This window comes from Micromonospora sp. NPDC005299, assembly GCF_042872345.1.
Lineage (GTDB): Bacteria > Actinomycetota > Actinomycetes > Mycobacteriales > Micromonosporaceae > Micromonospora.
Window position 1 is genome coordinate 186,054 of sequence record NZ_JBIAKG010000008.1, and the last position, 14,920, is coordinate 200,973.

At 76.7% G+C, this 14,920-nt stretch carries 13 protein-coding genes; 6 read left to right on the top strand and 7 right to left on the bottom strand.

Annotated elements, in window-relative coordinates; genetic code table 11:
- The first annotated feature begins 196 nt into the window (after window positions 1–196).
- From ACFYPD_RS23070 to ACFYPD_RS23085, 4 genes are read left to right on the top strand one after another with little or no spacing between them, the layout of a single operon-like run.
- Window positions 197–1,783 (top strand): hypothetical protein, encoded by a 1,587-nt coding sequence (locus ACFYPD_RS23070; protein WP_387116986.1) that lies wholly within the window; start codon window positions 197–199, stop codon window positions 1,781–1,783.
- Window positions 1,780–3,246 (top strand): NADH-ubiquinone oxidoreductase-F iron-sulfur binding region domain-containing protein, encoded by a 1,467-nt coding sequence (locus ACFYPD_RS23075; RefSeq protein ID WP_387116989.1) that lies wholly within the window; start codon window positions 1,780–1,782, stop codon window positions 3,244–3,246. The genes ACFYPD_RS23070 and ACFYPD_RS23075 overlap by 4 nt, the downstream gene beginning before the upstream one ends.
- Before the next feature lie 21 nt (window positions 3,247–3,267).
- Window positions 3,268–3,840, top strand: a complete 573-nt coding sequence (locus ACFYPD_RS23080) for a redoxin domain-containing protein (RefSeq protein ID WP_387116992.1) — start codon at window positions 3,268–3,270, stop codon at window positions 3,838–3,840.
- Window positions 3,837–4,715, top strand: coding sequence for a cytochrome c biogenesis CcdA family protein (locus ACFYPD_RS23085; RefSeq protein WP_387116995.1), 879 nt, complete (start codon window positions 3,837–3,839; stop codon window positions 4,713–4,715). Before ACFYPD_RS23080 ends, ACFYPD_RS23085 begins: the two co-directional genes overlap by 4 nt.
- Here the strand turns inward: ACFYPD_RS23085 and serS are convergent.
- From serS to ACFYPD_RS23105, 4 genes are all read right to left on the bottom strand, one after another.
- Entirely contained in the window at window positions 4,699–5,985 is a 1,287-nt protein-coding gene (gene serS / locus ACFYPD_RS23090; RefSeq protein WP_387116998.1) for a serine--tRNA ligase, read from the bottom strand. The genes ACFYPD_RS23085 and serS overlap by 17 nt on opposite strands.
- Window positions 5,986–6,077: 92 nt before the next feature.
- Complete coding sequence (locus tag ACFYPD_RS23095) at window positions 6,078–7,151, bottom strand: MerR family transcriptional regulator (protein WP_387117361.1); 1,074 nt, start codon at window positions 7,149–7,151, stop codon at window positions 6,078–6,080.
- Window positions 7,152–7,198: 47 nt separating this feature from the next.
- Window positions 7,199–8,374, bottom strand: coding sequence for a saccharopine dehydrogenase family protein (locus tag ACFYPD_RS23100; RefSeq protein ID WP_387117001.1), 1,176 nt, complete (start codon window positions 8,372–8,374; stop codon window positions 7,199–7,201).
- Between the two features lie 98 nt (window positions 8,375–8,472).
- Window positions 8,473–8,895, bottom strand: a complete 423-nt coding sequence (locus ACFYPD_RS23105) for a hypothetical protein (RefSeq protein ID WP_387117364.1) — start codon at window positions 8,893–8,895, stop codon at window positions 8,473–8,475.
- A gap of 173 nt (window positions 8,896–9,068) precedes the next feature.
- On the opposite strand from ACFYPD_RS23105, the gene ACFYPD_RS23110 reads away from it, so the two are divergent.
- Window positions 9,069–12,017, top strand: a complete 2,949-nt coding sequence (locus tag ACFYPD_RS23110) for a LuxR C-terminal-related transcriptional regulator (protein WP_387117004.1) — start codon at window positions 9,069–9,071, stop codon at window positions 12,015–12,017.
- A gap of 6 nt (window positions 12,018–12,023) precedes the next feature.
- Here ACFYPD_RS23110 and ACFYPD_RS23115 read toward each other — a convergent pair whose 3' ends face one another.
- The 3 genes from ACFYPD_RS23115 to ACFYPD_RS23125 form a co-directional block, all read right to left on the bottom strand.
- The gene (locus ACFYPD_RS23115; protein WP_387117007.1) at window positions 12,024–12,575 is read right to left on the bottom strand and encodes a DsbA family protein; all 552 of its coding nucleotides are present in this window, start codon (window positions 12,573–12,575) and stop codon (window positions 12,024–12,026) included.
- Window positions 12,576–12,678: 103 nt separating this feature from the next.
- Window positions 12,679–13,356 (bottom strand): BON domain-containing protein, encoded by a 678-nt coding sequence (locus ACFYPD_RS23120; RefSeq protein ID WP_387117010.1) that lies wholly within the window; start codon window positions 13,354–13,356, stop codon window positions 12,679–12,681.
- A 248-nt stretch (window positions 13,357–13,604) separates the two neighbouring features.
- Window positions 13,605–14,009, bottom strand: coding sequence for a hypothetical protein (locus ACFYPD_RS23125; RefSeq protein ID WP_387117013.1), 405 nt, complete (start codon window positions 14,007–14,009; stop codon window positions 13,605–13,607).
- A 437-nt stretch (window positions 14,010–14,446) separates the two neighbouring features.
- Between ACFYPD_RS23125 and ACFYPD_RS23130 the strand changes: the two genes are divergently transcribed.
- Window positions 14,447–14,806, top strand: coding sequence for an STAS domain-containing protein (locus ACFYPD_RS23130; RefSeq protein WP_313718855.1), 360 nt, complete (start codon window positions 14,447–14,449; stop codon window positions 14,804–14,806).
- Window positions 14,807–14,920 lie beyond the last annotated feature (114 nt).

Sequence of the window (14,920 nt, forward strand, 5' to 3'; positions counted from 1 at the left end):
ACGGTTCGACGGACCGGCCGAGAAATTCGCCACCGGAGGTGATCCGCCCGTGCCGTCCGTCCGTACTGGAGAGGGGAGCAGGGTCGGCCGGTGGGCGCGCCGCCGCGAGACGATCGAGGAGCAGATGGCCCGGGCACAGCAGAACGAGAAGGCGACGACCGTCCGGACCGCCACCACGAGCCGTGGTGCCCGGACGATGTCGAGATCCGCGATGGTGGCGCTCACCGTGTCCGCGCTCGCCGTCGCGTGGGCCGGCCTCGAACTGGCCGGCGCCGGCGGCGTCATGTACTCCTACGGATTCTTCTTCACCGAGTTCTTCGCCGGGGTGGTCACCCTGGTCTCGCTCAGCCTCACCGTGATGATGGGCCTGCTCGCCACCGACCGGCTGGTGCTGCTCATCCGGCACCGGGTGCTGCTCCAGTCGGCGCACCGGGCCACCGGCGTCCTCGGCGTGGCCGGGCTGGCCTGCCACGTGATCACCAAGGTCGCGATCGGCCGGGCCGGGCCGACCGACGCCCTGGTGCCGTTCGTCGCCGGCCGCGGCCTCTACGTCGGGCTGGGCACCGTGGCCGCGCTGTTGATGGTCGGCGTGCTCTGGACCGGCATCGTCCGGGTCCGGTTCGCCGGTGCGGGTCCGAAGTGGATGTGGCGCGGGCTGCACTCCATGGCGTACGTCTCCTGGCCGTTCGCGCTGCTCCACGGGCTCAACGCCGGTCGGGCGGCGAAGACCTGGGTGGTGCTGAGCTACCTGGCCTGCGTGCTGCTGGTGGTGGTGGCGCTGCTCGTCCGCCTCTCCGTCCACCTCGGCAAGCGCAGCCGGGAGCAGCACCAGGCCGCCGCGCTGAACCAGGCGATGGCCGGCAAGGGGGAGGAGCGAACAGGCCTGCTCGCCGGGCTGACCCGGCGCCGGGCCGCCGGCAAGGAGGAGAGCCGGTCCAGCCGGGGCCGCTGGGCCGAGGCCACCGCCACCTGGACCGCGCCGGCCGGCACCGCCCGGCGCCGCGATCCCGAGCGGTTCGCCGTACCCGTGGTGCCGGAGCCCGGGACGCTGCGCGAACCGGTCCGCGCGGGGGCCAGCCGGCGGCGCTCCGAGGCGCCGGTCTCCCCGGCCCGCCGCCGGGACGCGGAGCCGGCGCCGGCCGCCCGCCGGCGCGAGGAGCGCGAGCCGGCCGTCCGCCGCGAGGAGCGTGAGGCGGTGGCCCGACGCGAGGAGCGTGAGGCGGTGGCCCGGCGCCGCGAGGACGAGCGGACCGGCCGCCGCTACCGGGACGAGGAGGAGCGGACCGCCCGCCGGTCCCGCGCCGACGCCGACGCCCGCTACTCCGCCCCGCCGGAGAGCGAGGGCCGGCACTCGGCCCCGCCGGACACCGGAAGCCGCTACTCCACCCCACCCGACGCCGCCCGCTACTCGGCCCCGCCCCGCCGGACCGACGAGCCGGAGGAGCCGTGGGACAGCCCGCGCCGCTGGGGTGGCCAGCCGGTCTCCGGCGAGCCGATCTCGGCCGGCCCGATCTCGGGCAGCCCGATCTCGTCGGCGCCGCGCAGCGGCAGCGGCCGGCACAGCGTCGAGGAGGACCTGCCGGAGGAGCCGGACTACTGGCGCCCGCCGGCCCGCTACGCCCCCGACGACGCCTTCGTCGACGACACCCCGACCCTGGTCGACCTCGCCTCCCGGCGGGCCCGGAAAGCCTCCGGCGAGAGCCGGTCGAGCCGGCGCAAGCGGGCCAACGCGGATGCGGTGGACGGGGCGTACTGGGCCGGGCTGCGAGGTGAGGCCAAGTGATGCGCACGACCGTGCCGCCGGTGGCCTGCGTCGGCGAGCCCCGGCTCACCGCCGGCTTCGCCGAGTTCGGCCGGCTCGACCTGCTCGCCCACGAGGAGGTGCACGGCCCGATCGGGCCCGTGGAGCCGGCCGCCCTGCTCCGGCTCGCCGAGGCGATCGACCTCAAGGGCAAGGGCGGGGCCGGTTTCCCATTCGCCCGCAAGCTGCGCGCCGTGCTGGAGTCCTGCGAGCGGCAGGACCTGGCCGCCGTGGTGGTGGTCAACGCCAGCGAGGGGGAGCCGGCGAGCTGGAAGGACAAGGTGCTGCTCACCCGGGCCCCGCACCTCATCCTGGACGGCGCCGCGCTGGCCGCGTACGCGCTGGACGCCGAGGAGATCGTGATCGGGGTGGCCGACGACGACGTGGGCCGGCCCTCGCTCACCGAGGCGTTGCAGGAGCGGCGGATGCCGGTGCCGACCACCATCGTCACGGTGCCGCACCGGTTCATCTCCGGCGAGGGCGGCGCCCTGGTCAACGGGATCAACGGGCTGCCGCACATCCCTCCGGGCACCAAGAAGCGGTCCAGCGACTCCGGCGTGAACGGGCTACCCACCCTGCTCTCCAACGCCGAGACGTATGCCCAGCTCGCGGTCGCCGCCCGCATCGGCCCGTACGAGTACGCCGCGCTCGGCACTGACGACGAGCCGGGCACCGTGCTGCTCACCGTCGCCGGGGCGGCCAAGCGGCCGGCCGTGGTGGAGTGTGCGGCCGGCACGCCGCTGCGGGAGATCCTGGAGCTCTGCGAGGTGCCCGAGGGGCCGGGCATCCTGATGGGCGGCTACCACGGCAAGTGGATCACCCCGGAGGCGGCCGACCGGGCCGAGGTGTCCCGCAAGGGGCTCGCGGCGGTCGGCGGCACCCTCGGCGCCGGGATCATCGTGCCGCTGGCCCGGGACACCTGCCCGCTCGGCGAGGCCGCCCAGGTGGTCCGCTACCTGGCCGGCGAGTCCGCCGGGCAGTGCGGCCCGTGCAAGATGGGCCTGCCCGACCTGGCCCGCGCCGTCGACCTGGCGGTCTCCGGCAGCGCGCCGATCGAGGTGGTCCGCGCGGCGGCCGGCGACGTGAAGGGGCGCGGGGCGTGCAGCCACCCCGACGGCACCGCCCGGTTCGCGCTCTCCGCCATGGAGGTGTTCGCCGAGGATCTGCGGCTGCATGCCACCGGCGAGGGCTGCGGCAAGCGGGTCAAGGGCGTCATGGGGCTGCCGGGCGCGCCCGACGCCAACCCCAGGAAGCTCACCCTCGACTGGTCCCGCTGCGACGGGCACGGCCTCTGCGCCCACGTGGTGCCGGACTTCATCCGGCTCGACGGCAACGGTTATCCCGCCTTCCCCGCCACCCCGGTGCCGACCTGGCTGCGGGAGGGCGCGCTCAAGGCGGTCAAGGTCTGTCCCGAACTCGCGCTCCGGCTGGTCAAGGCCGAGTAGCCCAACCCGGAGGGAGACGCGATGCGCCCACGTACCCGCCGCCTGGTCACCGCCGCTGTGCTGGCCGTCACGCTGCCCGGCGCGGCGTCCTGCGCGGTCGGGCCGGAGCGGGCCACCCCGGTCGGCGCGGTGGCTCCGGCCCCGGCCGCGTCCGCGTCGCCGGCCGCCCCGGTGGTCCCGGCCCGGGTGCCGGAGACGCTGTCGTTCACCGCGAAGACCCTCGACGGTACGTCGTTCTCCGCCGCCGCCCTGGCCGGGAAGCCGGTGGTGCTGTGGTTCTGGGCGCCCTGGTGCGCCACCTGCGCCAGCCAGGCGTGGACGGTCGCCGAGATCGCCCCGAAGTACCGGGACACCGTGCCGATCGTCGGCGTCGCCGGCCTGGGCGAGCAGAAGGCCATGAAGGAGTTCGTCAGCGAGTTCGACCTGGCCGGCACCCCGCAGCTCGACGACCGCTCCGGCGTGCTGTGGCGCCGGTTCGAGGTGGTCGAGCAGAGCACCTTCGTGGTCGTGGACTCCGACGGCCGGGTGGTCCACCAGGGCTTCCTGGACGGGGAGTCGCTCACCCGGCAGGTCGACGCGCTGGCCCGGGGATGACCGGCGGGCTGCTGCTCGCGCTGACCGCGGGCATGCTCGCCGCGGTCAACCCGTGCGGCTTCGCCATGCTGCCCGCGTACCTGTCGCTGCTGGTCGCCGGCCCCTCCGACGGTCGCGGCGCGGTGAGTCGCGCGCTCATCGCCACGGCCGGGCTGACCCTCGGGTACGCGCTGGTCTTCGGCGCCTTCGGGCTGGCCGTCGCGCCGCTGGCCGACTGGCTGCGCCCCCGGCTGCCCTGGCTGACCGTGACCCTCGGCGTGCTGCTGGCGCTGGCCGGCTGCTGGCTGCTCGCCGGCCGGCGGCTGCCCGCCCCGCGCCCGTTCGCCCGGGCGCCCCGGCTCACCCGCACCTGGCCGGCCATGGTCCTGTTCGGGGCGGCGTACGCGCTGACCTCGCTGACCTGCTCCATCGCGCCGTTCCTGGCGATCGTGGTGACCAGCCTGCGGGCCGGCTCGGCGCTGCGCGGGCTGGCGCTCTTCGGCGCGTACGCGATCGGGATGGGCCTGGTGGTCGGGGTGGCCGCGCTCGGCGTGGCGCTGCTGCGCGGGCGGTTGGTGGCCCGACTGCGCGGCGCCGGCGCGTGGGTGCCCCGCCTCAGCGGCCTGGTGCTGCTGGTCGCCGGCGGCTACGTCGCCTGGTACGGCTGGTACGAGGTGCGCCTCGCCCGGGGCCGCCACGACGCCTTCGGCGACCCGGTCGTGCTGGCCGCCGCCCGCGTGCAGCAGACCCTCGTCCGGGCGGTGGACACGGCCGGCCCGGCGCTGCTCGCGGCCGCCCTCGTGCTGCTGCTGGCGGCCGGCCTGCGGTGGAGACGACGACGGGGGCCGGACGAGCCGACCCCCGCCGCGCGCCAGGCGGTCAGCGGACCGGGGTGAGCCGGTCCGTGCCGAGCTTGTCGCGGAGCACCTCCGGCACCACGACCGAGCCGTCGGGCTGCTGGAACTGCTCCAGGATGGCCGGGAAGAGGCGGCTGGTGGCCAGCGCCGACCCGTTGAGGGTGTGCACGAAGCGGGTCTGCTTACCGCCCGGCTCCCGGTAGCGGATGGCCGCCCGGCGGGCCTGGTAGTCGCCGCCCCAGGAGACCGACGACACCTCCTTGTACTTGCCGGTGCTCGGCATCCAGACCTCGACGTCGAGGGTCTTCTTCATCGCGGCGCTGGAGTCGCCGGCCGCGAGCAGGCTGGTCTGGAAGTGCAGGCCCAGCTTCTCGACGAGGCCCTCGACGTGGCCGACCATGGCCTCCAGCGCGGCGCCCGCCTGCTCGGGCAGGGTGAACTGGAAGATCTCCACCTTGTTGAACTGGTGGCCGCGCACCGTGCCCCGCTCGTCGGAGTGCGAGCCGGCCGCCTCCCGCCGGTAGCACGGGGTGTAGGCGAACGCCTTCAGCGGCAGCTTCGCGGTCTCCAGGATCTCGTCCTGAAACGCGCCGAGGATCGCCGTCTCCGCGGTGGGCAGCAGGAACTGGCCGCGCGGCGCGGACTGCTTGTCGAGGTGGTAGACGTCGTCGTAGAACTTCGGGAACTGGCCGGCCGCGAAGCCGGCGCTGTCCAACAGCAGGTGCGGCGGGAGCAGGAACTCGTAGCCGGCCTGGATGTTCTGCTCGATCAGCCAGTTGACCAACGCCCACTCCAGCCGGGCGCCGAGACCCGTGTACATCCAGAAGCCGGAGCCGCCGAGCTTCACCCCGCGCTCGTGGTCGACCAGGCCGAGCGCCCGGCTCAGCTCCACGTGGTCCCGGACCTTCTCGACGGCCGGCGGCTCGCCGAAGGTGCGCACCACCCGGTTGGCCTCCTTGCCCCCGGCGACCACGTCGTCGGCGGGCAGGTTGGGCAGCTCGCTCATGGTGGTGCGCAGCCGGGACTGCACCTCGTCCAGCTGGGACTCCAGCTCGGCGAGCTGCTTGCGCTCGGCCTCCGGCGCGACCGGCTCCGGCGTGACGCCGGACCGCTTCGCCTCCGCGTACGCGCGCGCCTCGGCCTTGCGGCGCTGCCGCTCGGCGTCGATCTCCGTGATGAGGGCGCGGCGTTCCTGGTCGAGCCGCTGGATCTCGTCCAGCGCCCGGTTGGCCTCGGCGGGATCCAGACGCTTCGCCAGCGCGGTCGCCACCGCCTCGCGATCCTTCCGGATCAACTCCATGTCGAGCATGCTGCTCGTACGCCTCCGTCCAGGCAGTCAGGTGGGACCACCAGATGCTACCGTCGCGGCCCGTTCCGCCCGCCCCGCACCCGGACGCCCGGTCAGAGGCGTACCGGCATGAGGATGGAGAAGGCGTCCTCGTCGTCGGGGCGGCGCACGGCCAGCGGGCCGATCGGTCCGTCCAGCTCCAGCACGAGCTGGCCCCGGCCGCCGGCGTCCAGGGCGTCGAGCAGGTACTCCCGGTTCACCCCCACCCGCAGGCCGTCCGGGGCGTCGGGCCCGAGCACGCGCAGCCCGCCCCGGTCGTCCAGGCCGAGCACGACCACCTCGTGGTGGACCCCCGCGTACTCGCGGAGCAGCACCGGAGCGCCCTCGGCCGTGAGCGCGCGCCGCAGCGCCCCCACGTCGACCGGGATCCGGTGGGCGGGCGCGCCGCCGACCTGTCCGTGCAGCAGCCGCCGGTAGTCCGGGAAGTCGTACGGGAGCGCGGCGGCGGTCACCGGCCGGCCGGCCACCGTGACCTCGACCCGGTCCGGGGCCACGGTGAGATGCGCGTCCGGGGTGATCCCGGCGCCGGTGTCGAGCAGGGCGCGCAGCTCGTCGACCGCGTCCACCGGCAGCAGCGCGCGGACGGGCGGGCCGTCGACCTTGCCGCCGGCCCGGGCCACGGCCAGTCGATGCCGGTCGGTGGCGACCAGCCGGACGCCGTCCGGCTCGACCTCCAGCAGCACGCCGGAGAGCACCGGCAGTTCCGGGTCGGTGCCGACGGCGAACCGGACGGCGTCCACGGCGGCGGCCAGGTCGGCGCGGGACAGCACGAGTCGGGTGGTGGTCATGGGGTTCTCCTCCGGATCGATCAGGGTGCGGATCCGGGAGAGCTCACGGCGGGCGTCGGCGAGGCCGTCCTCCAGGCGACGCAGGTGCGCGTCCAGCAGCCGGTGCACCACGGCCGGCCGGTGCCGGTGCCGCAGCGCCTCGGCGATCCCGGCCAGCGGCATGCCGACCCGGCGCAGCCCGGCGACGAGGCGGGCCGGGGCCACCTGGTCATCGGTGTACCAGCGGTAGCCGGTCACCGGGTCCACCAGCGCCGGCACCAGCACGCCGGACCGGTCGTAGAACCGCAGCGCGCTCACCGTGAGCCCGCTGGCCCGGGCCAGCTCGCCGATGCTGCGCAGTTCGCTCTCCACGACGCCGGATCCTGGGCCCTCGACCCGGTCGAGGGTCAAGCGTCCAGCACCCGGAACGTGATCCCGGCCCGGACCAGCCGGTCGAGCAGGGCGTCGCCCATCGCGGTCACCGGGGTCACCTGCCCGGCGGTCGGGGGCAGGTCGTCGAGGGCCAGGCAGAGCGCGGACTCGGCGAGCATCTTGGCGGTCTCGTCGTAGCCGGGGTCGCCACCGGCCACCTCGGTGCGTACGGTCCGGCCGCCGCCGGTGCCGACGAACCGGACCCGGAACCAGGACTTCGCCCGCTGGGCGGCGCTCGGGCCCTGGCCGGAGGAGAGCCGGCCGAGCAGCCAGCGCCGGGTCGGTGGCAACTTCACCAGCCCGACCACGCCGGCCAGGCCCACGCCGGCGGCCAGCACGGTGGGCAGCCGCTTCACCGCGGCGAAGTGGCGGTAGCGGAAGTCCGGGCCGTACTCCGGGCGGGCCGCCGCCGACCGGCGGACGACCTGCGGGTCGATGGTGGGCAGCGGCACCGCCCACTGCCCGAACTCCCGGACCCGGCCGACCCGGCCGGGTACCGCCCGGACCCGGCGGCCCTCCGGCCGCGGCTCGACCGCCCGGCGCGCCTTCGCCGCACGGCTCATCTCGCCGGTGCGGGAGAACGCGGTCAGCGCCGAGTGGTACGTGCCGGCCGAGAACCGCCCGCCGGCCCGGACATAACCGTCCACGGTGACCGGTCCGTCGGTGGGCAGCTGCTTGACGGTGAACCAGGCGCCCAGGTCGTGCGGGATCGAGTCGAAGCCGCAGGCGTGCACCAGTCGGGCCCCGGTGCGCACCGCCTCGGCGTGGTGCCGCACGTACATGAGGTCGACGAACTCCGGCTCGCCGGTGATGTCGAGGTAGTCGGTGCCGGCGGCGGCGCAGGCCGCGACCAGCGGCTCGCCGTGGTGGATGTACGGACCGACGGTGCTGGCGACCACCCGGGCGCTCTCCGCCACGGCGCGCAGCGACGCCGGGTCGGTGACGTCGGCGGTGAGCAGCGGCAGCTCGGCCAGGCCCGGCTCGATGGCGGCCAGCCGGTCGCGCACGCCGGCCAGCTTGCCCGGGTTGCGGCCGGCCAGCGCCCAGCGCAGCCCGTCCGGGGCGTGCCGGGCCAGGTACTCGGCGGTGAGGCCGCCGGTGAACCCGGTGGCGCCGAAGAGGACGAGGTCGTACGGGCGGTCGTCGCGCATCCGCCGAGTGTGCCACCCCCGGCCGTTCGGATCACCGGGCGACGACCGCGGAATCCGGCCGTCGGTCCGCTGGACGGGACGCCGAGTGGGCGGCCGCGTCAGCCGGCGGTGGCGGGCCGGTCCAGCCGCGAGCGATCGGCCCGCAGCACCTCGCCGGTCTCCACGAGCTGCTTGGCCTCCCGCAGCACCTGGCGGAGGAACCGGCCGGGATCGTCGCCGAGCAGGTGGGCGGCCAGCCCCGGCAGCGTCGGCCCGCCGGCGAGCAGGCGGGCCGCCAGCTCGGTGCCGCGCCCGCCGGGGGCCGGGCGGGCGGACAGCTCCACCGCGCCGTCGAGCCGGCGCAGCGGTTCCGGCCAGCGCCCGGGCGGCAGCACCTCCTCGGGCCGGCCGGCCACCGTCACCACCTGCCGGCGTCCGGGCCGCGGATCGGCCGTGGGCGGCCCGCGTCGGTGCCGGCGTACCAGGGACCGCCCCGCGCCCGCCACCACGAGGGTGAGCCCGGCGCCGGCCAGCCGTCCCATCCGTGCCACCTGCCCCTCCCGTCGTCGGGGATCACCGGGCGGCCGGATCTGGATGGCCGGCCGCCCGCGTGTCTCCACCCTGCGGTCGGGTCGGGTGACCCGGGTTCGCCCGGAAGGGGTGAACCGGTCCGGTCCGGGTAACCGCTGCCCGCACCGACCGGGGGAGGGGCTGCATGCCGGAGGAGGCTGACCGCGTCGAGGTCGCCGCGACGCCGACCGACGTCACCGGGGCGGACGTGTTCGGCCCGCCCCCGCTCGCCCCGGCCGGCGCCGGTGCGGTGGGGGTCGGCGGAGTGCCGGGCGGAGGCGGGTCGGCGGGCGGCCTCGGGGTGGTGGGCGTGCCGCTGCTGGCGTCCCGGCTGGCGCCGGCCGCGCTGCCCGAGCCGGTGCTGGTCCGGCCCCGGCTGCTGGACCGGCTCGACCAGGGTGCCGCCGGGCCGGTCACCCTGGTCCTCGCGCCCGCCGGCTGGGGCAAGACCACCCTCCTGGCCGGCTGGGCCCGGGCCGTGCGGGCCGAGCCGCCGCCGGCCTGGGTGACGGTGGAGGAGGGCGACACCGGCGAGCGGCTCTGGGCCTACCTGGCGGCGGCGCTGCGGGCGGCCGCCGAGGGGGTCCCGGACGAGGGGCCCCGGCCGCCGGTGCCGGACGGCCCGCCCCGGCCGGACCAGCTCGAACTGCTCGCCGCGGCGCTCGCCGCCCGGGAACGCCCGGTGCTGCTGGTCCTGGACGACCTGCACCGGGTGACCGACCCGGCCGCGCTGACCGGGCTGGAGTTCCTGCTCCGGCACACGGAGGGGCGGCTGCGGCTGGTGGCGGCCGCGCGGACCGACCCGCCGCTGGCCCTGCACCGCTGGCGGCTGGCCGGCGAGCTGACCGAGGTGGGCCCGGGGGAGCTGGCGTTCACCCCCGACGAGGTGGCCGATCTGCTGGTCGCGCACGGGGTGCCGCTGCCGGCCGCGGCGGTGCCCCGCCTGGCCGACCGGACCGGGGGCTGGCCGGCCGGCCTGCGCTTCGCCGCGCTGGCGCTGCGCGCCCAGGCCGACCCGGCCCGCGCGGTCGACGGGTTCGCCGGCGACCAGCCGGACGTCGCCGGGTACCTGCGCGACGAGGTGCTCGCGCCGCTGGACCCGGCCGCCCGGGACGTGCTGCGCCGCAGCGCGGTGGCCGCCGCGGTCTGCGCCGACCTGGCCGACGCGGTGACCGGTCGGCCCGACGCCGGCCAGGTGCTGGCCGACCTGGCGCGGGAGGGCGGCTTCGTCCAGCAGGACGGGGGCAGCCCGCCCTGGTACCGGTGCCACCCGCTCCTGGCCGACCTGCTCCGCGAGGAGCTGGACCGGCTCCCCGCCGACGAGCTGCGCGAGCTGCACGGGCGCGCCGCCGGCTGGTACGCGGGCCACGACCGGCCGGCCGAGGCGCTGCGGCACGCGCTGGCCGGGGGCGAGTGGGACACCGCCACCGAGCTGCTGATCGCCCGCTGGCCCGAGCTGGCGCCGTACGAGCGGGACCGCCCGGCCGCCCCGGCCCCGCCCGAGCCGCCGGTCGAGGCGGTGCGCCGCGATCCCGAGCTGGCGCTGGCTGCCGCGGCCGAACGGGCGTACACCGGGGACGCCGAGGCGGCCGCCGGACGGCTGCGGACGGCCGTCGAGCACGCCCGCGACCTGCCCGCCCCGCGTCGGGACCGGTTCCGGCGGCTGGCCACCGCGGTGGAGCTGACCCTGGCCCGGCTCGCCGGGGACCACGAGGAGGTCCGCCGGGCGGCCGGGCGGTTGCTCGCCACCGCCGCCCCGACCGGGCCGGAGGACGACCCGCGGGCCGGGGCGGCGGAGGACGCCGACGTGCGGGCGGTCGCCGGCACGGCGCTGGGGCTGGTGGCCCTGGCCGAGGGGGAGCTGCCCGAGGCCGCCGGGCACTTTTCCGGGGCGCTGGCGGCGGCGCGGCGGGCGGGCCGGCCGCGTACGGAGCTGGTGTGCGCCAGCCGGTCGGCGCTGCTGGACGCGGCGCACGGCGCGCTCCGGTCCGCCGAACGCACCGCCCGGGAGGCGCTGGCCATGCCGCCCTCCGAGGGCTGGTCGTCGCGGCTGGACTGCGGGTACGCGTACCTCGCGCTGGCTCTGGTGGCGTGGGACCGCGACGAGCCGGCGGAGGCCGCGGCGAACCTGACCCTGGCCGGCCCGGCGACCGCGGAGCCGGGCGGGGCGGCGCTGGCGGCGCTCTGCCGGGCCGGACTGCTGGCTACCGGCGGCGAGCCGGCCGCGGCGCTGCGCGCCCTCGCGGCGGCCCGGGAGACGGCGCCCGGCCCGGAGCTGGTGGCCTGGCTGGTCGCCGACGAGGCCCAGCTGCGCGCCGCCGTCGGGGACCTGGAGGGCGCCCGTGCCCTGCTCGCCGACGCCGGAGCCGGCATGACCGACGTGACCACACCCGACCCGTCGCCGTCCGTCGGCCCAGGTCCGGCGGACCGGCCGGCGGCCGGCGCGGGACCGACCGGCCGGGAGCCGGACGGGGCCCGCGGCGGCGGGCAGGCCGCCCTGGACGTGGCCCTGGCCCGGGTGCGGCTGGGGGGCGGCGACGCGCGCGCGGCCGGCCGGGCGCTGCCCGACTGGACCGGTCCGGACGCGGATGCCTGGCCGCTGCCCGTGCGGCTCGCCGCCGGGCTGCTCGACGCGGTGCTGACCGGCGCGGCCGGCGACGACCGCGGCGCCGGGCGGATCCTGGAGCAGGTGCTGGACCTGGCCGAGCCGGAGGGCTACCGGCGGGTGTTCACCCGCGCCGAGCCGAGGGTCCGCGACCTGCTCGCCGCGCACCTCGACGCCGGCACCGCGCACTGGGCGACGGTGAGCGACCTGGTCCGCGGGGCGGACGAGCGCCGGGCCGACGAGCGCCGGGCCGACGAGTCACCGGGGCGTCCGGCCGGCCCGGAGCGGACCCTGGACGAGCCGCTCACCGAGCGGGAGCTGACCATCCTGCGCTACCTGCAGAGCATCCTGTCCAACGTGGAGATCGCGGGCGAGCTGTCGCTGTCGGTCAACACGGTGAAGACCCACGTGCGCAACATCTACCGCAAGCTCGACGCGACCCGCCGGCGGGAGGCCGTCCGGCGGGCGCGCGAGCTGCGGCTGATCTGACCGGGGTCAGGCGGTCTCGGCGGCGTCCACGGCGGCCAGCAGGTCCGCCAGGTCGTAGCCGCCGTCGTGACGCACCTCGTTGACGAAGAGCGTCGGGGTCCCGTCGACCCCGCTGCGGATGCCGCCGACGAAGTCCTGCCGCACCCGGTCGGCGTGGGCGTGACGCCCCACCTCCGCGCCGACCTCGTCGGGCGGCAGCCCGAGCTGCTCCACACCGAGCGACAGGTGCACCGGGTCGAGCTGGTCCTGGTGCTCGTAGAGCCAGTCGTGCATCTCCCAGAACCGCCCGCGCCGGCCGGCCGCCTCGGCGGTTTCCGCGGCGCTCTCCGCGTACGGGTGGACGTTGGCGATGGGGAAGTGCCGGTAGACCAGCCGGACGGTGTCGGCGCGCTGGCGCAGCACCTCGGCCAGATTGGTGTACGCGGCCCCGCAGAACCGGCACTGGAAGTCGCCGTACTCGACGAGGGTGACCGGCGCGTCGGCCGGCCCGCGGGTGTGGTCCGTCCCGGTCACCGGGAGCCGCAGCCGGGCGGTGGTGACCTGCAGTGGCGTCGTCATCGGGCCATCACCCGCCGATCCGGCGTGGCGTTCGGATCAGTCATGGTTCCCAGCCTCGCCCACGGCCGGGTGAGCCGGGATCACCCGGCCGGGGTGGTCCGCCTCACCGGCCCACGGTTACCCGGTTCTGCACCTCCCGGATGCCGGGCGCGCTCCACACCACCCGCTCGATCTCCTCGCGCTCACCGATCGAGTGGACGAACCCCTCCAGCAGCACCGTGTCGCCGTGCACCCGGACGCTGATCCCCTCCGCCTCGGTGGCGCCGTTGCGGGCCAGCGCGTCCACGATCCGCTCGGCCAGATCGTGCCCGTCGGGGCGGGCGCTCGGCCGCACGGTGATGCCGTTGCTCACCCCGCGTACGCCGGTGAGCCGGGCGACCGAGCGCTCGGCGGCCCGGCGCTGGTACTCCCACTCGACCTCGCCGTGCAGGGTGACCCAGCCGTCGGCGACGGTCACGTCGAGCGCCTCGATCGGCACGAACGCGTCCCACTCCAGGGCGCGACTGGCCGCGGTGGCGATCTCCGGGTCGCTCTTCTCGGCCGAGGTGGCGATCCGGACGGCGAGGTCGTTGGCGACCGCCCGTACCCGGGGCACCCGGTGGGCGGCCCGCTCGGCGGCCCACTTCTTGGCGTAGCTGTCCACCGAGCCGGCCAGCGTCACCACTCCCTCGGTGACGGTCACCCCGATCTCGTTGGGGCGTACCCGGGGCTCCCAGGTCAGTTCGTCGAGGACAGCGGACTGGATCTCCTGGTCGGTGCGGGTGGTCGTCGCGGTGGCCATGCTGGCTCCCTCCCGGGGTCGGTTCGCTGTTCGCCGGGCTCCGTCCGGCACGGAGTCCCGCAACCCCGATCCTGCGCGCGCTCCGGGTGACCCGCCCTCACCCGATGCGGGTGGACGGAGTGAGTGGGAGCGCTTCCACAATCCGCCGGGCGGCGGTTAGGGTGACCGACGGCAACCGTCCGTTGACCACACCGCACACACCACGGTGGCCGCCCCGACGCCGGGGGCGGCCACCGTCGCGTCCGGGCTCAGCCGTCCAGACCGGCGGGGGAGTTGGGGCGGTCGACGTCGACGAACTCGATCTCGTCGACGTCCCGCTCCCGGCTGCCGGCGGCCCGCGCGGCGGTGCCGGCGGCCCAGCCGATCGCCGCGCCGGCCAGCGCCGCGGCGATCAGCAGCGTCCAGGGCAGCGCCGGCCGGCGGCCGGCGAGCGCGTCGAAGGCGAGGCTGGCCCGGCGGCGGGCCTCCTCGGCGGCGGAGCCGACCAGGTCGGTGGCGTCGTCGGCGAGGCCGGAGGAGTTGCGGCGGGCCGACCGGGCGGCGTCCCGCACGCCGCCGCCGGCGGAGCCGGCGGCGGCGAGCAGGTGCTGCCACGCCTGGTCGGCGACCCGCTCCGGCTTGCTGCGGCGGTCCAGCAGGGTGGATCCGAACATGGTGTACCTCCTCGGGGTGCCGAAGTCCGGCGGCCAAATCGGACTCCGGGTGTCATCCGGCGCGTGACGGTTCGCTCACCGGGGCCAGTGCCCGCACCGGAGCCGGCGCAAACCCACCGGGGCGGGCCGGGTCGCGGCCGATCGGCGCGGCACCGGACGAACCACCCGAACGCGCCGGGGGCGGGTGCCACCCGGGCGTGCGCCCGCCCGCTACCCTGGGTCGGCGGATCGGCCGGGCCCCGCTCGGCCGATCGACCGGTGGGGACCCCGCGCCGCGGGGAAAACGGGAGCCCGAAGGTCCGGATTGGGATGCCCAGGTGTGCCCAGTACGCGAATTGCTCATCCCGAGGGGTGGCGACCGAGGCCGTCGGAGGAATACTCTCGGTCGCGGCCCGCGTACTGATGAGGCGCCCGTACGGGCGAGTGGAGGTGCTCGCGTGAGCCTGTCGATCGTGAAGTCGGTGCTGCCGGGTGGTGTGGTCCAGATCGCCCCGCGAGGGGAGATCGACGTCGACACCGCGTACGAGGTGCGGGAAGCGATCGCCGAGGTGCTCGCCAAGGGCCGCCCCTCCCGGATCGAGCTCAACATGCGGCTCGTCACCTTCATCGACTCGGTCGGCATCAGCGCCATGGTCGCCGGCTTCCAGACCTGCGAGGTCAGCGGCGTCAAGCTGGTGGTCACCGAGCCGAGCCGGTTCGTGCACCGGCAGCTCTGGGTGACCGGCCTGCTCGGCCTCTTCGGCGCGCCCGAGCCCTGGTTCGCCGACAGCACCCCCCAGGTGCTTCCCGGCGCCTGACCCGACCCACCCTCGCTGAGCCGCCGGACCCCGCCACCTCGCCGACCGCGGCCAGGGCCTTTCGACCCGTTGCGAGCCCGGCTCCGGTACGGGACGATCGTGCGGACCCACGAC